18 protein-coding genes and 3 tRNA genes are annotated in these 20,390 nt (G+C 58.4%); 10 read left to right on the plus strand and 11 right to left on the minus strand.

Annotation, left to right across the window (positions count from 1 at the left end; translation table 11 throughout):
- Positions 1 to 5: 5 nt before the first annotated feature.
- The 5 genes from J2Y90_RS18025 to J2Y90_RS18045 form a co-directional block, all read right to left on the minus strand.
- Complete coding sequence (locus tag J2Y90_RS18025) at positions 6 to 1,028, minus strand: ABC transporter permease (RefSeq protein WP_253501320.1); 1,023 nt, start codon at positions 1,026 to 1,028, stop codon at positions 6 to 8.
- Complete coding sequence (locus J2Y90_RS18030; protein ID WP_056785267.1) at positions 1,028 to 2,089, minus strand: microcin C ABC transporter permease YejB; 1,062 nt, start codon at positions 2,087 to 2,089, stop codon at positions 1,028 to 1,030. Before J2Y90_RS18030 ends, J2Y90_RS18025 begins: the two co-directional genes overlap by 1 nt.
- A complete protein-coding gene (locus tag J2Y90_RS18035) occupies positions 2,089 to 3,957 on the minus strand; it encodes an extracellular solute-binding protein (RefSeq protein ID WP_253501323.1) in 1,869 nt (622 codons plus the stop codon). Before J2Y90_RS18035 ends, J2Y90_RS18030 begins: the two co-directional genes overlap by 1 nt.
- Positions 3,958 to 4,088: 131 nt before the next feature.
- Complete coding sequence (locus J2Y90_RS18040) at positions 4,089 to 4,370, minus strand: peptidylprolyl isomerase (protein WP_007912303.1); 282 nt, start codon at positions 4,368 to 4,370, stop codon at positions 4,089 to 4,091.
- Between the two features lie 93 nt (positions 4,371 to 4,463).
- Positions 4,464 to 5,333 carry an esterase/lipase family protein gene (locus J2Y90_RS18045; protein ID WP_253505227.1) on the minus strand — a complete coding sequence of 290 codons (870 nt, stop codon included), beginning with the start codon at positions 5,331 to 5,333 and terminating at the stop codon, positions 4,464 to 4,466.
- 333 nt (positions 5,334 to 5,666) lie between these two features.
- Between J2Y90_RS18045 and J2Y90_RS18050 the strand changes: the two genes are divergently transcribed.
- A complete protein-coding gene (locus tag J2Y90_RS18050) occupies positions 5,667 to 6,746 on the plus strand; it encodes a hypothetical protein (RefSeq protein WP_253501326.1) in 1,080 nt (359 codons plus the stop codon).
- Positions 6,747 to 6,800: 54 nt separating this feature from the next.
- On the opposite strand, the gene J2Y90_RS18055 is transcribed toward J2Y90_RS18050, so the two are convergent.
- On the minus strand, positions 6,801 to 7,874 hold the full coding sequence (locus J2Y90_RS18055) for a 3-deoxy-7-phosphoheptulonate synthase (RefSeq protein ID WP_253501329.1): 1,074 nt from the start codon (positions 7,872 to 7,874) through the stop codon (positions 6,801 to 6,803).
- A gap of 609 nt (positions 7,875 to 8,483) precedes the next feature.
- Here J2Y90_RS18055 and J2Y90_RS18060 point away from each other — a divergent pair.
- From J2Y90_RS18060 to J2Y90_RS18085, 6 genes are all read left to right on the plus strand, one after another.
- The gene (locus J2Y90_RS18060; protein ID WP_253501332.1) at positions 8,484 to 8,927 is read left to right on the plus strand and encodes a GNAT family N-acetyltransferase; all 444 of its coding nucleotides are present in this window, start codon (positions 8,484 to 8,486) and stop codon (positions 8,925 to 8,927) included.
- A 127-nt stretch (positions 8,928 to 9,054) separates the two neighbouring features.
- Positions 9,055 to 9,696, plus strand: a complete 642-nt coding sequence (gene gacA / locus J2Y90_RS18065) for a response regulator transcription factor GacA (protein WP_024012761.1) — start codon at positions 9,055 to 9,057, stop codon at positions 9,694 to 9,696.
- A 2-nt stretch (positions 9,697 to 9,698) separates the two neighbouring features.
- Positions 9,699 to 11,522, plus strand: a complete 1,824-nt coding sequence (gene uvrC, locus J2Y90_RS18070; RefSeq protein ID WP_253501335.1) for an excinuclease ABC subunit UvrC — start codon at positions 9,699 to 9,701, stop codon at positions 11,520 to 11,522.
- A 32-nt stretch (positions 11,523 to 11,554) separates the two neighbouring features.
- Positions 11,555 to 12,115 (plus strand): CDP-diacylglycerol--glycerol-3-phosphate 3-phosphatidyltransferase, encoded by a 561-nt coding sequence (gene pgsA, locus J2Y90_RS18075; RefSeq protein WP_253505230.1) that lies wholly within the window; start codon positions 11,555 to 11,557, stop codon positions 12,113 to 12,115.
- A 60-nt stretch (positions 12,116 to 12,175) separates the two neighbouring features.
- A tRNA-Gly gene (locus J2Y90_RS18080) sits at positions 12,176 to 12,251 on the plus strand.
- 46 nt (positions 12,252 to 12,297) lie between these two features.
- A tRNA-Cys gene (locus J2Y90_RS18085) sits at positions 12,298 to 12,371 on the plus strand.
- Between the two features lie 85 nt (positions 12,372 to 12,456).
- Here the strand turns inward: J2Y90_RS18085 and J2Y90_RS18090 are convergent.
- A complete protein-coding gene (locus J2Y90_RS18090) occupies positions 12,457 to 12,990 on the minus strand; it encodes a GAF domain-containing protein (RefSeq protein WP_429462341.1) in 534 nt (177 codons plus the stop codon).
- A 504-nt stretch (positions 12,991 to 13,494) separates the two neighbouring features.
- On the opposite strand from J2Y90_RS18090, the gene J2Y90_RS18095 reads away from it, so the two are divergent.
- Positions 13,495 to 13,581 (plus strand) — tRNA-Leu (locus tag J2Y90_RS18095).
- A gap of 160 nt (positions 13,582 to 13,741) precedes the next feature.
- Complete coding sequence (locus tag J2Y90_RS26545; RefSeq protein ID WP_301291667.1) at positions 13,742 to 13,870, plus strand: hypothetical protein; 129 nt, start codon at positions 13,742 to 13,744, stop codon at positions 13,868 to 13,870.
- On the opposite strand, the gene J2Y90_RS18100 is transcribed toward J2Y90_RS26545, so the two are convergent.
- Positions 13,871 to 15,214, minus strand: coding sequence for an MFS transporter (locus J2Y90_RS18100; RefSeq protein WP_367399451.1), 1,344 nt, complete (start codon positions 15,212 to 15,214; stop codon positions 13,871 to 13,873).
- 320 nt (positions 15,215 to 15,534) lie between these two features.
- Between J2Y90_RS18100 and yddG the strand changes: the two genes are divergently transcribed.
- Entirely contained in the window at positions 15,535 to 16,470 is a 936-nt protein-coding gene (gene yddG / locus J2Y90_RS18105) for an aromatic amino acid DMT transporter YddG (protein WP_253501343.1), read from the plus strand.
- Positions 16,471 to 16,523: 53 nt separating this feature from the next.
- Here the strand turns inward: yddG and J2Y90_RS18110 are convergent, their stop codons facing one another.
- The 3 genes from J2Y90_RS18110 to J2Y90_RS18120 form a co-directional block, all read right to left on the minus strand.
- The gene (locus J2Y90_RS18110; protein ID WP_253501346.1) at positions 16,524 to 17,759 is read right to left on the minus strand and encodes an aromatic ring-hydroxylating oxygenase subunit alpha; all 1,236 of its coding nucleotides are present in this window, start codon (positions 17,757 to 17,759) and stop codon (positions 16,524 to 16,526) included.
- Positions 17,760 to 17,921: 162 nt separating this feature from the next.
- A complete protein-coding gene (locus J2Y90_RS18115) occupies positions 17,922 to 19,268 on the minus strand; it encodes an MmgE/PrpD family protein (RefSeq protein WP_253501349.1) in 1,347 nt (448 codons plus the stop codon).
- Positions 19,269 to 19,408: 140 nt separating this feature from the next.
- On the minus strand, positions 19,409 to 20,368 hold the full coding sequence (locus J2Y90_RS18120) for a LysR family transcriptional regulator (protein ID WP_042610383.1): 960 nt from the start codon (positions 20,366 to 20,368) through the stop codon (positions 19,409 to 19,411).
- Positions 20,369 to 20,390 lie beyond the last annotated feature (22 nt).

The following is a 20,390-nucleotide window of genomic DNA, read 5'->3' on the forward strand; positions in this document are numbered from 1 at the left end:
ACGCGTCAGGATCGAGGGTCGAAGGCGTCACGCAACGCTTCGCCGATGAATACCAATAATGAAAGGATCAGCGCCAGGGTGAAGAACGCGGTCAACCCGAGCCATGGTGCTTGCAGGTTCTGCTTGCCCTGACCGATCAATTCGCCCAGCGAAGCGCTGCCGGCCGGCATGCCGAAGCCGAGGAAATCCAGCGCGGTCAGCGTCGAAATGGCCCCGGTCAGAATGAACGGCAGGTAGCTCAGCGTCGCGTTCATCGCGTTGGGCAGGATGTGTCGGAAGATTACTTTGCGGTCAGTCAGGCCGAGGGCGCGCGCTGCCTTGACGTATTCCAGATTGCGCCCGCGCAGGAACTCGGCGCGCACCACGTCCACCAGCGCCAACCAGGAAAACAGGGCCATGATCCCCAGCAGCCACCAGAAATTCGGCTCGACGAAACCTGAAAGGATGATCAACAGATACAGCACTGGCAGCCCCGACCAGACTTCCAGTACACGCTGCCCGAGCAGATCGACCCAACCACCGTAATAACCCTGCAACGCGCCGGCAGCGATGCCGATCAGCGCACTGACGAAAGTCAGCATCAGGGCAAACAGAATCGACACCCGAGCGCCAAAGATGACCCGCGCCAGCACGTCGCGCGCCTGATCGTCGGTCCCCAGCCAGTTGACCGAAGTCGGCGGACTCGGCGCGGGTTTGTTCAATTCATAGTTGGGTGTGTCGTCGCTGAACGGAATCGGTGGGAACAGCAACCAGCCGCCGTCCTTGCGAATCAGGTTCTGCACGTATTCGCTGCGATAATCAGCCTGGAAGGGCAGTTGCCCGCCGAACTCCTGTTCGGTGTGTCGCTTGAGCACCGGGAAGTACCACTGGCCCTGATAACTGACCACCAGCGGCTTGTCGTTGGCGATCAACTCGCCACCCAACGTCAGCATGAACAGGCCAATGAACAGCCACAGCGACCACCAGCCCCGACGATTTTTCTTGAAGCGTTCGAAACGGCGCCGACCCAGAGGCGAGAGCTTGAACATCAGGCGTTCCTCGCGGCGAAGTCGATGCGTGGGTCGACCAGGGTGTAGCAGAGGTCGCCGATCAGTTTTATCAGCAGGCCGAACAGGGTGAAGATGAACAGCGAGCCGAACACCACTGGATAATCCCGCGATACCGCCGCTTCGTAACTCATGCGTCCGAGACCATCGAGAGAGAAAATCACTTCGATCAGCAGGGAGCCAGCGAAGAACACGCTGATGAACGCCTGAGGAATTCCCGAAACCACCAACAGCATGGCGTTGCGAAATACGTGGCCATAGAGCACGCGGCGTTCGCTCAAGCCCTTGGCCCGAGCCGTAACCACATACTGTCGGGTGATTTCATTGAGGAACGAGTTTTTCGTCAGGATCGTCAGGGTGGCGAATCCGCCGATTACCAGTGCGGTGACCGGCAACACCAGATGCCAGAAATAATCGGCGATCTTGCCGAGTGTCGACAACGATTCGAAGTTGTCCGAAACCAGCCCACGCACCGGAAACCAGTTCAGCGAAGTGCCGCCGGCAAATACCACGATCAGAAACATCGCAAACAGAAAGGCTGGCATGGCGTAACCGATGATGATCGCCGTGCTGCTCCAGATGTCGAAGTGGCTGCCGTGGTGCACAGCCTTGCGGATGCCCAGCGGGATCGACACCAGATAGGTGATCAGCGTCGCCCACAAGCCCAGTGAGATGGTGACCGGCATCTTTTCCAGAATCAGGTCGGTCACCGTTGCGCCGCGAAAGAAACTCTTGCCGAAATCCAGTTGCGCATAGTTTTTCAGCATCAGCCACAGGCGTTCGTGGGCAGGCTTGTCGAAGCCGTACTGTTTTTCGATGTCCTTGATCAGCTGCGGATCGAGGCCGCGGCTGGCGCGCGAGGCACTGCTCGATGTCTCGCTGGCACCGCCGCCGACACTGGCCCCGCCAATGCCTTGCAGGTGGGCGATGGCTTGTTCGACCGGTCCGCCGGGAGCGGCCTGAATGATGACGAAATTGACCAGCAGGATGATCACCAGCGTTGGAATGATCAGCAGCAGGCGCCGCAGTATGTAACCCCACATCAGTGCGGCCCTCCGGGTCTGCTGCGACTGATTTTCTCAGCGGTCATTTGTTGATTGGTCAGCGGCGTTCGGCTGATTTCCCACCAGCTCTCGATGGCTTCATCGTTACTCGCTTGTACCGTGGGAATGCCGAAGCGGTTCCACCAGACGGTCGAGGTGCCCGGCGGGTAATAGTTGGGAATCCAGTAGTAATTCCATTGCAGCACCCGGTCCAGCGCATGGGCGTAATGCAGCATGTCCGATTGGGTCGAGGCGCGGATCAGGCCGTTGATCAAAGTATCGACCGCCGGATTTTTCAGCACCATGTAATTGTTCGCCCCCGGATCGTTTGCCGCAACCGAGCCAAAGTAGTTGAGCAATTCCCCGCCGGGCGAAGTGGTGACGGGATAGCCGGTGACGATCATGTCGTAATCGCGGCTCATCAGGCGATTTACATACTGCGAAGAGTCGATGCGGCGGATGTTGAGCTCGATGCCGATCTGTTTGAGAGTGCGCTTGTACGGCAACAAGAGCCGGTCCATGCCGTTCTGGCTGACCAGAAAAGTGAAGCTCAGCGGCTCGCCCGCACCGTTCACCAGTTGATCGCCATCCGGTTTCCAGCCAGCCTGCTCGAGCAGTTCAAGGGCCTGCAGCTGTTTATCGCGGATGAGTCCGCTGCCATCGGTTTTCGGGGCTTCGAAGACCTTGGTGAATACTTCTTCAGGAATTTGATCGCGCAGCGGCTCAAGGATCTTCAGCTCTTGAGCGTCGGGCAACTGTCTTGCGGCGAGGTCGGTATTGGAGAAGTAACTCTGCTGGCGGATATAGACGTTGCGCATCATCTGCCGGTTGCTCCATTCGAAATCCCAGAGCATTGCCAATGCCTTACGCACGCGACGGTCCTGGAACATCGGCTTTTGCAGATTGAACACGAAGCCTTGGGCCGATTGCGGCGCCTCAGTGGCCAGATGGGCTTTCTGCAAACGACCATCGCTCAGCGCAGGGCTGTCGTAGCCGATCGAGTAGCCGGTCGCGGAAAACTCGCGGTTGTAGTCATAAGCGCCGCCGCGCAGAACCTGGCGGGCCACGTCGGTGTCGCCGAAGTACTCGATGCTGAAATGATCGAAGTTATACAGGCCACGACTGACCGGCAGGTCTTTGCCCCACCAGTCACCATTGCGTTCGAAGGTGATGCTGCGTCCGGAGTCGACCTTGCCAACCCGGTAGGGCCCGCTGCCCAGCGGCGGTTCATAACCACCGCCGCCGGCGAAATCGCGGCTCTTCCACCAGTGTTCGGGAAACACCGGGAGGGTCGCGATATCCAGCGGCAAGGTGCGGTTTTCGTCGTTTTTGAAGTCGAAGCGCACGGTCAGCGGCGCCTCGATCTCGACGCCTTTGACGTCGGCGAACTGTGTGCGATAACGCAAGCTGCCCTGGGTCATCAGCAAGTTATAGGTGTAGCGAACGTCCTCGGCGGTGATCGGCTTGCCATCGGCAAATCGCGCCTTGGGATTGATGAAGAAACGTAGCGAAAGACCGTCGGCCGAGCGTTCCATTTTTTCCGCAACAAGGCCGTACACGGTATAGGGCTCGTCCAGCGAGCGCTGGGCCAGTGGAGAATAAAGGAGCCCGTCGATCTGCGTTACGCCGATGCCTTTGTCTATATATGGCAGCAAATGGTCGAAGTGACCGATCTCGATCGCCGATCGACGCATCGTGCCGCCCTTCGGCGCTTGCGGATTGGTGTAGTCGAAATGGCTGAAACCGGCGGGGTACTTGGCTGGTTCGCCATAAACGGTCAGTGCGTGTTGCGGGGCAGCGGTCACACCGGCGGCACCCGTGAGCAGGGCGAGGGCGGTGAGCATCAGTGTCGGAAAAACCAGTCGCATCGTCAGCCTTGGAACGCAAAATCGATAAGCGCAAGTTGTACGCGAGCGGCGCGTCACTCGCCAGCCGTATATGTAACTGAAACACAACGGCCCACCAGAAGGCGGGCCGTTGTCAGCAATCGGACGACGAATCAGTCCTGACGGCTGGTGACTTCCAGCAGGTGATAGCCGAACTGGGTTTTTACCGGGCCTTGCACGACATTGATCGGCGCGCTGAACACCACGGTGTCGAATTCCTTGACCATCTGGCCTGGACCGAACGAACCCAGATCACCACCCTGACGGCTGGACGGGCAAGTGGAGTTGGCTTTGGCGACTTCAGCAAAATCGGCGCCGCCTTCGATTTGAGCCTTGAGTTCGTTGCACTTGTCTTCGCTGGAAACCAGGATGTGGCGGGCAGTGGCTTTAGCCATGGTGATTCTCCAATCTGTCTCGATAAAAGGTGAAGCCTACCGGAATCAGTGGGCGAATTCTCGGCAAAGTTCCATTCTGCGTCCCGACCCTATTCATAGCTCTGCTGCACGCAAGCGCCGGGCATGCTCGACGTACAGCTCGATCGGATCCGGTGAAGAGGGGTTGGCGCCCGCGCTTCGCCGCAAGCTGGCCAGATGATCCATTGGATAATCAGAGCGGATCACTTGGCCGAGATGGGTGCTGAAGCGTCCGACGAAACCGTCATTCTGCTGGGGTTCGGTGGTGAAGTATTGCGACAGGCCCCGGCATATGTCCTGGACCGGATCCAGCGCTGGCAGTGTCGATTGCGGGACAACGCCGCTCCACGAGTAATAACGCACGCCATTGACTTGCTCGGGGCCATGGCCACCCCAGGTTTGCGGCAGTCCCTGCGGAAACCTGTCATTGAATTGACCGACGCCGACCGTGGTCAGTGCGTTGAGCGCGGCCAATGCATTCTGCGGCAGTGCCACATTACCGCTGAGTAGCGACAACAAGTCAGCAAATTGCGTGGCCACGTTTTGTGCAACGGCTTCAGGCAGCTTGCCCGGGATGAGTGCCTTGCGCAGGAAGTCGGCGAGCTCCGAGCCATGGTTCGGCCCACTGACAGAAGTGACTGAAGCGACGACGTTTGGTGCAAGCGCCGCTGCATAGCGTGCTGCGAGTGCACCCTGACTGTGTCCTATGAGGTTGACTTTCTTCGCGCCCGTGCCTCGCAGCACGCAGGCAATCTGCGACAGCAATTGCTCACCCCTCATTTCATTGTCATGGGTGGCCGAAAGGTGTGGAACAAACAATCGACAGCCAGCCGCTTTCAGCGCGGATTTGACGTCATGGAACAGCTCGAAATGACCGATACGCTCGAACCCGAACAGACCGTGGACCAACAGGATGGGATAACGAGTTGTAGCATTCCGTTGCATGTTCTTACCTTTTTCGTAGAAGTTCATCGGGAAATCACCGGGCCACTCTAAAACACTCATCTCGTTGAAGAAGTACGAAGAGGCTTCACGTTGCGTTTGAAAGTGGACTAAGAGGCGTACGAAAATTCGGAGAGCTGTGAAATCCGAATCGGAAGTTCATAGGGTCGTTTGTCGTCATAACAGCGCGAACGCCCCAGTTGCCTACTTTGCGAGTAGCGGTTACGCCGTCGTCGCGGTGTATTCGGCTGACATTCAGAACTTTCAAAGAAGTCCTCAATGTAGGTGTCAGTGTCGTCATTCGGGACGGCACGTTTTCCAGGGAGTGGAGACGAAATGAATAGCCATGAAGTCGAGTTTTGCTGGCGGATGCGTCCGTCTGCGGTTGCCGATGTGTCTATCGAACCTCTGATCGCGCCGACCATCGACGGGCTTGAAGGCGGCGTGCTCGAGCCTTCGCTGGTCAGGGCCATCGTTCGCATTTCTGCTTATGCCAACATGAGCTGTGGTGATCAGCTGGTGCTGTACTGGGAGGGGCTGGATATCGAAGGCTTTGCCTATCAATACGAGAGTGTTCGATTCATCAGCCAGGCGCAGGTGGGCAAAGACGTAATATTTGTCATCAAGGGCATGCATGTGGCTGCTCTGGATGGAGGTTCGCTGGAGGTTTACTGGACACTTCGAACTGCGTCCGCACCCGAGGCAGTGGAATCTGCTCGCCTGCAACTGTCCGTGGGCGATGTTCGTACGCAACTGTTGGCGCCGCAGATAGAAGGCTCGGTAAACGGAGCGCTGGAGCCGTCGCGAGTGGCCGAGGGCACCCTGGTGACTCTGCAGCCTTACGCAAGAATGTCGGCGGGCGACCGAGTGATGTTGTCCTGGCACGGAGATACTTCGCCCGAGATCTTTACCGACTCGTTGAGGGTGGAGGCTTACGCCGTCGCGCAAAGCCTGTCGTTCTGGGTGCCGGGCAGCTACATCGAGGCGCACCGTGGCGGCGAGGTGGTTGTCGCCTACCGTGTCGAACAGCCTTGTGGAACGACTCGAACGTCGGAGCCTGCGTCGGTCTTCCTCGGCCCTGCGGTGCGTGCGCAACTGATTGCGCCGGACGTCGTCGAGGCGGTTGAAAACGTGTTGTCACTGAAGGATTCGGTTGACGGTGTTTCCATTCTCATCGAAGAAGCGCAGGTGAAGGAGAATGAGCTGGTCTATCTCAAGTGTGACGGCGAGTTTTTCAGTCACCGGGATGATCTTGAAATCACCCGGGAGACGGCCGGGCAACCGGTGAGTTTCAAGGTTCCTCACCGATTCTGGCGTGAGCATCACGGCACGACAGTCGAAATTGCCTACACGATCGAACGTCTGGACGACGTCAGTCAGCAATCTGCCGTCAGGCGGATCAGCGTAGTGGCATAGCCCGGGGCGGTCAGCCCTCCGCGCTCTGTAATGGAGCGGGAGGGCGATCTGATATCAGGCTCTGGCTTGTGCGAGGCGCTGCGCAGCGTCGGTCAGCAATTGCTCGGTGGCGCCGAACCCGAGGCACCCATCGGTGATCGATACGCCATAGCGCAGAGAAGTACTCAGCGGCTGGCAGCCTTCGAACAGGTGAGACTCCAGCATCATGCCGATCAGCGAATGGTTACCGTGCAAGCGTTGCTCGAGCACATCGTTGAACACGGCTGGCTGGCGCAATGGATCCTTGCCGCTGTTGGCATGGCTGCAATCGACCATGATCCGGCTTGGGATCTTCAGTCTGCTGAGCTCTGCGCTGATTTTGGCGACGCTGGCTTCGTCGCAGTTTGGCCCTTGATGGCCACCGCGCAGCACGATGTGGGTGTCTGCGTTGCCGGCACTCTGCACAATCGCCGGATGACCTTGGCTGTCCACGCCGAAGTGTCGATGTGGATGGGCGGCCGAGCGCATGGCGTCGACAGCAACGGCGGCGCCGCCGTCGGTGCCGTTCTTGAAGCCCACCGGCATGCTCAAGCCACTGGCCATTTCGCGGTGGATCTGCGATTCGGTGGTGCGGGCTCCAATGGCCACCCAGCTGAGCAGGTCATCGAAGTAATTGGCAGCCATGGGTTGTAGCAGTTCAGTGGCCACTGGCAGTCCGAGCTGGATCATTTCCAGCATGAGTTCGCGGGAAAGCGTCAGGCCGGTCGCCATGTCATCGGTGCCGTCCAGGTGCGGATCGTAGGCCAGGCCTTTCCAGCCGACCGTCGTGCGTGGTTTTTCAACATAGGCGCGCATCACCAGGAGCATTTCACCGCTGACGTCCCGGGCGAGTCGGGCGAGCTTGCTGGCGTATTCGATTGCCGATTGCGGATCATGGATAGAGCAGGGGCCAACGATGACCAGCAGGCGCGGGTCTTCACCATTGAGGATGGCGCGCACTGCCTGGCGATGGGCGCTTACCTGCTGATGCAGGGAATGGCTGAGGGGTAATTGCTGTTTGAGTTGCAACGAGCTGGGCAGACGCAGGGTCAGCGCTTCATTGGCAGAATCGGGAACGGACAGCGGCAAGGCGGAAACGGAGGAATTCATATTTGGTCTTCCTGGGCGTATGGCGGGTATTTCCCGCGCACTCGGCCCTACTGGGGTGTTCGACAAATGGCCGTACTGGCCAGGCGCGTGTGGTTGCCACCTGTAGGTGACCGATCGGAGGCGGCAGGCTGTCCCGAGCGGAGGCTGGTAAATCGCCAGGCGCTAAAGCTGTCGTAACGGTAATAAGTGGCGTAGTTCATGGTGTAGTCCTCAAAGTGTCTGGTGTGGTGCTGGAAAATGTCAGGCCCGGAAAAAACAAAACCCCCGGTCGGGAGGCCGACCGGGGGTTGAGAAATCTCTGGTAGGCGACCCGTTATCATGGGCGCCGTTTGGGTATCAGGCGCGCCAGTGGCTAAACCAATACCCAAAATAAAAGTTATCTGGAGCGCAGGCATCATTCACCCAGGCAGCCGCAATCGAGCGCGAGGCGCTGGCGATGCAAGACTGAGAAGGGGCGTTGAACATGGGCTGTCTCCGATGAATGCGCCGAGCTTACTCGACGCTGATACGCGTCAGCAATCAGAAAATGCTATTGCTCACCGAGCAAAACGGCTATCAGTCGCAAACGATCCGGTTAAAGTACATTTTTGCGGTTTGAGATAGAACTGAATGAATTACCGAATTCGGCATGCCACCGATGATGATCTGGCTTTTGCACGGCACCTGACCTGTCGCAACATGCTGCGCTATTACATTGACCACGACCTGTTGTGGCAGGACGAGGCGTTTGAGGCAGGCTGGCGGTATCGTGAGCACTGGATGATCTTTGAGGATGAAACGCTGATCGGCTTTTTCAGTCTGAGCGAGGACGCGCGGGCGCTGTACATACGCGAACTGCAGATCGAACAGGCCCGGCAAGGGCAGGGCGCCGGTTCCTGGGCCATTGATCAGGTTATCGAAATGGCTCGTGAGGCAAGACGACCGGCACTGCGGCTGACAGTGTTTGCTAACAACCCGGCGCAAAAACTGTATGCCCGCAAGGGACTGCGCATCGTGGGCACGGATGAGTGTTTCCTGAGGATGCAGCTCGATGTGAGTACGGCTGTGCTCTGAAACCCGCAGCCGGCAAGCCCTGAATGATGAATTGAAACTTTTTAAATGCGGCTTTCCGCTAGGTCTGTCTGGCACTTTTTGCTAAGGTGTCCGGCATCCCAATAAGACCATATCGCGAGGTGTCTGCTTGATTAGGGTGCTAGTGGTCGATGATCATGATCTCGTTCGTACAGGCATTACACGGATGCTGGCCGATATCGATGGCCTGCAAGTGGTGGGTCAGGCCGAGTCAGGTGAAGAATCACTGATCAAGGCCCGTGAGTTGAAGCCTGACGTAGTGCTCATGGACGTCAAGATGCCCGGCATCGGCGGCCTCGAAGCGACACGAAAATTGCTGCGCAGCCACCCGGACATCAAGGTGGTTGCTGTCACCGTGTGCGAGGAAGATCCTTTCCCGACGCGTCTGCTGCAGGCTGGTGCCGCCGGTTACCTGACCAAAGGTGCAGGCTTGCCGGAAATGGTCCAGGCCATTCGCCTGGTATTTGCCGGGCAGCGCTATATCAGTCCGCAGATCGCCCAGCAGTTGGCAATCAAGTCCTTCCAGCCGACCAATGACTCGCCTTTCGATGCGCTGTCCGAGCGTGAAATCCAGATCGCCTTGATGATCGTCGGTTGCCAGAAGGTTCAGATCATTTCCGACAAATTGTGCCTGTCGCCGAAAACCGTGAACACCTATCGCTATCGTATTTTCGAGAAGCTTTCCATCAGCAGCGACGTCGAGTTGACACTGCTCGCGGTGAGGCATGGCATGGTGGATGCCAGCGCCTGATCATGACCGAGACATTCGATTCCAGTGCTTTCCTGTCCACCGTCAGTGGTCGGCCGGGCGTTTATCGCATGTTCGACAGCGAAGCGCGCTTGCTGTACGTGGGCAAAGCAAAAAACCTGAAGAAACGCCTGGCGAGCTATTTTCGCAAGACCGGTCTGGCGCCAAAGACCGCCGCACTGGTTGGGCGTATCGCTCAGGTCGAAACCACTATTACCGCCAATGAAACCGAAGCGCTGCTGCTGGAGCAGACGCTGATCAAGGAGTGGCGCCCGCCCTACAACATCCTGCTGCGTGACGATAAGTCCTACCCCTATGTGTTTTTGTCGGATGGGCAGTTCCCGCGTCTGAGCATTCATCGCGGGGCGAAAAAGGCCAAAGGCAAATATTTCGGGCCTTACCCGAGTGCCGGCGCGATCCGCGAAAGCCTGAGTATTCTGCAAAAGACTTTCTTCGTCCGTCAGTGCGAAGACAGTTATTACAAGAACCGGACTCGTCCATGTCTGCAATATCAGATCAAGCGCTGCAAGGCGCCTTGCGTGGGCCTTGTCGAGCCGGACATCTACGCCGAAGACGTGCGTCACTCAGTGATGTTCCTTGAGGGCCGCAGCCACGCGCTGACCAACGAACTTTCCACCGCGATGGAAGAAGCGGCGATCAACCTCGAGTTCGAGCGCGCGGCCGAATTGCGCGACCAGATCGCCTTGCTGCGCCGCGTGCAGGATCAGCAAAGCATGGAGGGCGGGACCGGTGATATCGATGTCATCGCGGCCTTCGTCAACCCCGGCGGCGCCTGCGTTCACTTGATCAGCGTGCGCGGCGGTCGAGTGCTGGGCAGCAAGAATTTTTTCCCGCAGGTCGGGATCGAGGAAGAAGTTTCCGAGGTCATGGCAGCGTTCCTCGGTCAGTATTACATCAGCAGTCCCGAACGCGATTTGCCGAGCGAACTGATCGTAAACGTGGTGCACGAGGACTTCCCGGCGTTGATCGAGGGTATTCACACGTTGCGCGGCCGCGAGTTGGCCATCAGCCACAGGGTGCGCGGGACGCGGGCGCGCTGGCAGCAACTGGCCGTGACCAACGCCGAACAAGCGTTGGGCGCACGCCTGGCCAACCGGCAGCACACCGCAGCGCGATTCGACGCGCTGGCTGAGGTGTTGAACCTGGATGAGCCGCCGCAACGCCTGGAATGCTATGACATCAGTCACTCCAGCGGGGAAGCAACAGTTGCCTCCTGCGTGGTGTTCGGGCCTGAAGGCGCGATCAAGTCGGATTACCGTCGCTATAACATCGAAGGCGTCACCGCCGGCGACGATTACGCGGCCATGCACCAGGCGCTGACCCGACGGTTCAGCAAGCTCAAGGACGGCGAGGGCAAGTTGCCCGACATCCTGTTGGTCGACGGTGGCAAGGGCCAACTGTCGATGGCCCGTGATGTACTCAACGAACTGGCCGTACCGGATCTGATTCTGTTAGGCGTGGCCAAGGGCGCCACTCGCAAGGCCGGTTTCGAAACGTTGTATCTGAATGATGCGGCGCATGAGTTCACCTTGCGCGGCGATTCGCCCGCCTTGCACTTGATTCAGCAGATCCGCGATGAGGCACACCGCTTCGCAATTACGGGGCATCGCGCCCGTCGCGGCAAGACGCGCCGTACCTCAACGCTGGAGGGTGTAGCAGGGGTAGGGCCGACCCGGCGCCGTGACCTGTTGAAACATTTTGGTGGATTGCAGGAGCTGTCTCGTGCAAGCATCGAAGAGATCGCCAAAGCCCCGGGGATCAGTAAAAAGCTCGCTGAGTCGATTTATGCGAATCTGCATAGTGAGTAGAATGCCCCTTCACCTCGTAGCCAGTTGTGCCGATGAATATCCCTAATCTGATTACCGTTCTACGCGTCCTGCTCATCCCGATCTTCATTTTGCTGTTCTATTTGCCTTACCAATGGAGCTATATGGCCTCCGCCTCGGTCTTTGCCTTTGCGGCCGCAACTGACTGGCTCGATGGTTACCTGGCGCGCCGACTGGAGCAAAGCACACCGTTCGGTGCGTTCCTCGATCCGGTTGCCGATAAACTGATGGTCGCTGTTGCCCTGGTGTTGCTGGTGCAGGAACACGGCAATCTTTGGCTCACGCTGCCGGCGGCGGTCATCATCGGTCGTGAGATCGTGATTTCGGCGCTGCGCGAATGGATGGCCGAACTTGGCGCCCGGGCACAGGTGGCCGTTTCGAATCTGGGCAAATGGAAAACCGCTGCGCAAATGCTCGCGCTGGTGATTCTGCTGGCCCATCCAAAAGCGTTCAGCTTCTGGGTCGTGCTCGGTTATGCACTGTTGATGGTGTCGGCAGGGCTTACGCTGTGGTCGATGGTTCAATACCTTCGCGCCGCCTGGCCACATCTGAAGACCGATGTGGAAAAGAAATAAAACTTTTTTGAATCAAGGGGTTGACCGGGCTTCTTAATTCTATAGAATGCGCCACACCAAGCGGGAATAGCTCAGTTGGTAGAGCACGACCTTGCCAAGGTCGGGGTCGCGAGTTCGAGTCTCGTTTCCCGCTCCAATTTGTACAGTGTTTGTTGTTGTGCTACTGACAGCGAATACTTTGAGGCCGAGTAGCAAAATGGTTATGCAGTGGATTGCAAATCCACCTACGCCGGTTCGATTCCGACCTCGGCCTCCACTATTGAAAACCCCGTAGATCAATGATCTACGGGGTTTTTTGTTGCCTGCAAAAAAGTGGGGTGCTGCGCAGCGTTCGGATAGGGTTAATCAGTCAGGCACGATCCGGTTTTGATATGGCTGGCACCTTCCACTGTCAGATTCGAGAAAAAGATGCAGCCGATAAGTCGAGCGAAAAGCGTCAGTGTTTCGGCAAGATCGGGGTTGTCAAATAAAACAGACCTGGAATCCAGAGCACATAGCGCGCCCCACAGTCGACCATCCGGCAGGAAAACCGGCGCCCCTGCATAACTTTCGATGGAATATTGCTTCACGACAGGACGTGACGAGAGTCTGCCGTCCTGGCTGATTTGTGGAAGGAAGAGGGCTTGAGGATCTCTGCGGAATTCACTGCAAAGCGTGGTTTCCAGATCCAGCGTATCGCCAACGTTTATCCCGAGTTCGATCGGGTCGTACGCCGAGCAGACGATCCACTCGGTTTCTGTAAATTTTGCGATTCCAGCGAAGCGTGTGCCGGTCAAACGGGTGACGAGCTGAAGAATATTGGTCGTCGCTTCGATCTCGGCGATCGCCGAGCGCTCCTCGTGGCTCAAAGACGCTTTGAGAACGGTGTCACTCATTTGCATAGGGTCAAATCTCCTGGTTGCTGGTACATCCCTGAGCTGGGCTCTGGCGACGTGTTGTGGAAGTCAGCGCGTTTGTGGCGGGGTCGTGGTGAAAAGGGGCAGGCTGGTTACGACCAATCGCTGATTCCGGCGTCAACGTTTAGCGTAGACACCTCGGCGAGTTATGGGTTGCTTCTTCATAATCGCCAGCGCAGAAAAAATCTCTGGTCCGTACGGCGATCGTAGAGCTAACCTTCTGATCTTATTGAGTCCTGGCTTGGTTTTCGCGCTAGATACCTCGTTTTTTCTGCGACTTCGGCTCTACTTCAAGCAAGCTCCGTAGCTCAATGATTTAAAAGGTTTTCTGGTTCTCGGTGGTCGGCAAGATTTAGTCTTCAAATAGCCCACTGCGAACTTGCTTCACCGGGACGTGATGTATATATTCCCCGCTCGGCTTTTCAAGCAGCCATCCTGTCAGGATCGCAACTGCCAAGCTGAGCAAAGCAATACCGCGCTACCGCCCGAATGGCGAAACTGGTAGACGCATGGGACTTAAAATCCCCCGCTCGTAAGGGCGTGCCGGTTCGATTCCGGCTTCGGGCACCATCTTTCAACAAAGGCCTGCTAGCGAAAGCTACGCAGGCCTTTGTTCGTTTCCGCATTGCTGATTTTGCTTTTGCCACGTCGATGACTGGACGATGCTCGAAATCCGGAACCACCAGCCCTCCGCCGATGCCGAAATAGCATCGACAACGAGGGCTGAGCCATGACTGACGAAAAACCTGAAGTGCCGGAAGAAGTACCCGATCAACCGACCCCTGCGCATTCCACTGAAGAAGAGCGCGAGCGCTTGAAGGACTTCAATAAGGACGGCATCCCGCCGGGCAGTTGCTGATCAACTGTCGCCGCGCTGCGTCACCAATTCCCCGCTGATCGCATCCATCATGGCCGGATGCTCTTCAGCGGCCACGCGCAAATCCTCGGTAACCCGCAACTCCGCGCCCGTCGGTGAAAAAGTCGCCGCCGCGGCAAAAGGCGCAGGATTGGCTGGCACCGGGCGTTTGCCGCGGCGCCAGAAGAAAAAACTGACCATGCACAGGTTGACCACTGCAAATACCCAGAACAGGCCGTTGGCGCCGAATGAGTTCATCACCGGCGAGATCATCATCGGGCTGATGGCCGAGCCCAACGAGTTGATCAGCAGCAAACCCTGAATCATCGGCACCAGTGCTTCGGCGGGGGCGCGGTCGGCGGCGTGGCTGACGGCGACCGGGTACAGCGCGAATACGCCGCCACCGAGCAGAAACAGCATCGCCGCGAGCATGGTCGAGGCCAGCGGCATGAGCACAATCACCAGCGATAACGCGGTGCACGCTACCGCCAGCAGGGTCAGCACTTGCAAGCGATCCGTGCGGTCGGACCAGCGGCCGACCGGGTACTGCAGCAGCATCGCGCCGAGAATCGTCCAGGCCATCATGCTGCCGACTTCACCGACATCCAGACCGCTGCGTTGCAGATACAGCGGCAACAAGGTGTAGATCGCGGCGATGGTCACCCCCGAGCCGAAACAGCCAACCAGCCCGGTCGGTGTCACGCCCAGCAGTTGCCGGGGCTTGAGCGGCTCGACCTGATCGAGCAGCGGCGACACCCGTGGCAGGATCACGATCGGCAGCACCGACAATGCAGCGAGCATGCCGGCGACCATGAACGGCGCGCTGTCGCTCATGCCGGTGATGGTTCCCAGCGTGGCCTGTCCGAGAACGCCGGCGCCATAGAGGACGATCATGTACAGCGCGAGCAAGCGTCCGCGAATCTTCTCGTCACCCGCCAGCAGCAGCCAGCTTTCGATCACCAGAAACACACCGACCGTGGCCCAGCCGTTGATCAGGCGCAGGACGAGCCAGCCCCAAGTGTCATAGAACAAGCCTTGCATCAGGATCGTCACGGCGATCAGCGAGGCGAAGCTGCCGTAGGCGCGAATGTGGCCGATGCGCAGGATCAGCCGGTCATTGAACACCGCGCCTAGCGTCAGCCCAATGAAATAGGCCGATGAAACAATCCCGATCATCGTCGCCGAGGCACCGGCGGCATCCAAGCGAAGGGTGGTCAGGGAAGACAGAAAACCATTGCCCAAAGCAATAATGAACAGCCCGAGCAGGGGCGCCAGCGCCATGGCCAGCAAACGCGGAGACATAAAAACCTCAAGAAATCGAACAGCGCAACGTGCGCCTCTGCGCATGCGGTTGCCAGGCTGGAACAGGTGTTGTGCAAATGTCTGCCGATCGGGCAGGGCGGTGGCGTCGGACATACATCAATGAGATATGACCCGTCCTTCAGATTCGCGTCTGTGATGGAACGCGCGACTGCAAGAGCGCGGCGGATTCTAAGGCTTGCGCAGGATTTGCCAATAGCTGAAGGCTGCGACGTTAGGACGCAGGTCTGGCAAGACCTCATGCATAACCGCAGCTCATCAATAGCCCGGTACAAATGTCGCTTTATGCGTTGCGTTTTGCTCGTTAGCCTGTGCGGTCCAATTGCCATGCAGCGCCAGGAGTCAGGATGCAGATCAGAGGTGAGCGAGGCGCCACGGCGTGTGGTCTGGTGGCCATTGTTTTATGGAGTACCGCCGGCGGATTGATCAGGGGCGTCAGTGAGCATTTCGGCCCGTTGGGAGGGGCTGCGATGATTTATTCATTGGGCGCCATCCTGTTGCTGGCGTTTCTTGGCCGCCCGCATATTCGCTCGACTTCGAAGCTCTATCTCGTGCTCGGCAGCGCCTTGTTCGTCGCCTATGAGGTGTGCCTGTCGTTGGCCTTGGGGTTTGCCAGCGATCGTCATCAAGCCATCGAATTGGGTGTGGTGAATTATCTTTGGCCGTGTCTGACCGTGGTGCTGGCGATTGTCATGAACGGACAAAAGACCCGGTGGCTGATCATCCCAGGCTCGGCGTTGGCGATTTTCGGGATTTTGTGGGTGGTAAGCGGTGAGGGTTTATCCCTGCCGGGAATCGTGCTGAATGTCCAGTCCAATCCACTGAGCTACAGCCTGGCACTGGCTTGCGCGATTACATTTGCCCTGTATTGCAATGTCACGCGTCGCTATGCCGGCGGGCAGAATCTGGTGGTGCTGTTCTTCGTGCTGACGTCCGTTGTGCTGTGGGCGAAGTGGTACTTGAGTGATGAGCAGGTCTCGGCGTTCACATGGGCAAATTCCCTTGAGCTACTCGCCACCGGAATGGCCATGGCCGGTGGCTACGCACTGTGGAACGTCGGCATCCTGCGGGGCAACCTGACCTTGCTTGCGACCGCATCCTACTGCGCACCCGTGCTGTCCTCGGCGTTCGCCGCAATGTGGCTGGGTGTCAGTCTGCAATTGCAGTTCTGGCAGGGCGCCGTGCTGGTGACGGCGGGGTCGCTGATGTGTTGGCATGCGACCCGGCAACGCGCGGATTCCCGGTCGACAGTGGCCCAGGTCAGCGGCGACCCGCACCACTGACCGAGGCAACAGGCTTACGAACACTCGCCGCGGTTGCCGACCCGCAGCAGCAATCAACCAACCGACTTCAACGAAATCGGCCCTTTCAGCCGATCCAGCATCGTCGCGCAATACCAGTCATCGAACTGACAGACCCCGGTCTCGGCGGTTTCCGAATACGGGCCCGGCTCGTAGGACGGCGAGGTCACCCCGCGTTGGGTCCCTTCGACCAGCGTGCGGTCCTGATCGTTGGTGGCGATCCACACTTTGGTCAGGCGCTCGATGTCGTAATCCACGCCTTCCACCGCCGTGTCGGGCACCAGCCATTTGGTGGTGACCAGTGTTTCGGTAGCGCTGATCGGCAGCACACGGAAACTCAGCGCATGGTCGCCAAGGAAATGGTTCCAGGTCGACGGGTAGTGGAAGTACAGCAGCGCGCCGATGTCGGCTTCGGAGGTTTTGTCGAGTCGACTATTGACCGCTGGTTTGCCGTCCATGGTGTAGCTGACGGCGCCGGATGAAAGCGGGATGCGGGTCATGCGGAACTGGCCGTTGATGTCCATCACCAGACGGCTGGGCAATCCGGCCTTTTCGCACTTGGCCCAATACGCCGACAGCTCGGGATCATCTTCACCGCTGATGCCGCCCACCGAAAGATTATCGACAAACGAATGCAACAACTCTGGATGAGAACCGTCGCAGTGGTAGCACTCGCGATTGTTTTCGAAAACCAGTTTCCAATTGCCTTTCTCGACGATGTTCGACTCGAACGCGACTTTGCAGTTCTCAAGGTAGTGCGGCGCGATGAAAGGGCTGACGGCTTTGCGAAAACCGTCGAAGTCCGGCGCCTTGGCGGCCACGCAGACATAAATGTAGGTGTCGACGATTTCGCAGTGCACGCTTTTCAGGTTGTATTGCGATTTGTCGAAGTCCTGACCCATGTTGCCAGCGAACAACAGGTTGCCATCCAGCTCGTAAGTCCACTTGTGATACGGGCAGACCATCTTCGCCACTTTGCCATGGTCGGCCTCGCAAATTTTCGCGCCACGGTGCCGGCAGGCGTTGTGGAAAGCGCGAACCTCACCGTCCTTGCCGCGAACGACGGCAACCGGGTAATCACCAATCTGCAGGGTGAAGTACTGCCCCGGTTTGGTGATTTCGAAGGTGTGGCCGGCGAAGATCCAGTCCTTGTGCCAGATCTGCTCAAGATCCTGACGGTAAACGTCCTCATTGCGGTAGAGCGCGCCCGGCAGCGAATGCCATGGCTTGCGTTGTGCGATCAGGTCATAAACGCTTTGCTTGTTGTTCATTGTTATCCTCCCAGGACTTCGATCTTGAATCTTGAGCGGTCACCTTTAACCGTGACTTTTTAAATCAGCGAACGATAAGCCGCAGCCTATCGGGCGCAGGACAAACGCCACAACCGACATTTGCTGCGGGCAATTAATGATTTGCGGTTATCGATGGATGGCTCACGGTGACGACGGCAGCGCTTGAAAAACAGGCTGCAGGGCGGTGATGGCGCAGTCCGCTTGTGCAATGTCCCTGATCGCCGTTTTCACAGCGGTACTGCGCTCATGGCCGAGGCCCTGAGCGAACAGATCAAACTTTTGCTCAAGTTCTTCGACGCTCAAAGGCGTGTGCGGATCGCCGCGCGCAGCGGTGATCGGGCTCACCAGCACTTGGCCATTTTTCAAGGTAATGCTCAGCCGCGAGAGGATTTCCTCTGGGAATCGCGCCGAGATATCGGCGGCTTCAACGATTTCGATGCGGGCGCTGAGGGCGAGAATATCCGGCGCAGAAATCGCCGAACCGGTGACTTCCTCAGGGCCGACCTTGCCCCTGACAATCAGCGCTGCCAGCGGAAATGCGAGGGCGTATTGCGCTTGGTCGGCGTCCTTCGGCGAATGCCCCTGCAGGCACATCGATTCATAAAACGTTTCCACACGAATGGTTTCGATCGAATCGGCCGCGAGCAGCGGATGTTGTCGTTGCAGCTCAAGCATCGCCGTCAGCGCCGGCTGCGCCCAGCGGCAGACCGGCCAAGGTTTGAAGTACTGACTGTCGATTTCCCAGCGTTCACCGAGGTCGTGCCAATGCTCTGAAATGCTGACGTCTTCGACTGTTTCCGCCGGCGCCCCGGTGATGCCTTCCATGGCCATGAACAGCGCGTTCAGACCGGCGAATGCGCCCGCGCCATGGGCATCACGCAGCATCGTCGGCGCCTGCACCACGCGCATCATCGGGCAACGCGCGCTGAAGTATTCGGCAATGCCCAAGGCGTGGCGAAAGGTGGCCTCATCCAGATCCAACAATCGCGCCCCGGCGCAGACCACCCCCAGCGCGGAAAACCCACCGGAAGCGTGATAGGTGGGCGAGGTCGCCATCAATGCCGAACCTGCGCGCAACGCGGTTTCGTAACCAATGCACAGAGCGCTCAGCAGCTCATGTCCAGTGATGGATCGGCCCTGGTGATACAGCGCATCGGCGAGCGCAAGCACGGCGGGTACCACGGTCGCCCCGGCATGGCCCTTGGATCTGAAATGGCCTTCATGGGCATCGAGGCTGTCAGCGCTGAAGCCGCCGGCCCAGGCTGCGCCGAGCACATTGACGCGCTGCCCGGCAAAGATCAGGCGACTGCTATAGAGCCCGGCCGGATAGTGCCGTTCGGCAAACCGGCGCATGGCGACAGTGGTGTCATTGCTCGCCGCGCCGGCCATGACACCGATGATATCCAGCAGACTGTTTTGCACGATGGCGCGGGTTTTCTGCGGAGCGTCGAGAAAATCAAAATCGCGAGAGAATTCGAAGAGTGACATGCAGCAAGCCCTTCCTGTGTGTTGAGCGCGACCGTGCTTGGTCGGCGCCGCTCAACAATGGGTCAGGCGAGGGAGCTGCTCCAGCGACATTTTCGTCGGGCTATTGATAACCAAAACGCCCGATGCTGGCACCGCGCAGATCAACGGCGGGGAAACTTCGCCAGAATCCATTCGCGAAAGCGCCGCAATTCATCTTCATTGTCGGAATTTTCGCGGCAGCTCAAGTAGTGCCAACTGTTGCGCAACTGCACCTGTTGCTCGATCGGGCGCACCAGCAGGCCCTGCTGCACCAGCGAGGTGACCAGATGATTCCAGCCCAGCGCGATGCCTTGGTGAGTCAGGACCATGCTGATCAGCAGGTTGTAGTCGTTGGCGTTGAAGATCTGCGGACTGTTGGTCGGGCGGTCGTCGATATCGATCGCCTGAAACGCCAGCCACACGCCCCAGTCGACGTGTTCGGCGACTTGCGAGCGGCCGTAAGGGCTGAGGTTCAGCAACGCTGAATCGCGGACGCCCTCGATGGTGGAAATTTCCGGGTGCTGCTCCAGGTACTGCGGCGTGCACACCGGATAGATCACGTCGTGGCACAGCGGATAGCTTCTATAGCCTTCGCGGATCCGCGAAATCTTGGTGATGAAGATGTCCGGCTGCACGCCTGGCTCCATGGTCAGGAAGTTCTGCGTGGTGATCAGGTTGAGTTCGATGTCCGGGCACTGGGCGAAGAATTCCTGCAGATGATTCGACAGCCACAGCGCGGAGAAGGCCGGCGAGCAGCAGACCGTAAGCACCTTCTTGCTCGACTGGCTGCTGCGGATACGTTCGGCGGCCTGGGCGATGTTGACGAACGACAATTGCGCGGCATCGAAGAACACCGCGCCGGCGGCGGTCAGTTCGACTGCACGACCTACCCGGGTAAACAGCTGCGCGCCCAGGTAGCTTTCCAGCTCACGGATCTGCCGGCTGATCGCTGCTTGCGAAACGCACAACGCCTCGGCGGCTCGGGTGAAACTTTCGTATTTGGCTGCCGCAACAAATGCCTTCACTGCCCGCAAGGACGGCATTTTCAACAGGATGGTGTCAGGGTCGACATGCTTGGTCATTCGTACACTCTCCTAACGATAC

Source organism: Pseudomonas koreensis (assembly GCF_024169245.1).
Lineage (GTDB): Bacteria > Pseudomonadota > Gammaproteobacteria > Pseudomonadales > Pseudomonadaceae > Aquipseudomonas > Aquipseudomonas koreensis_F.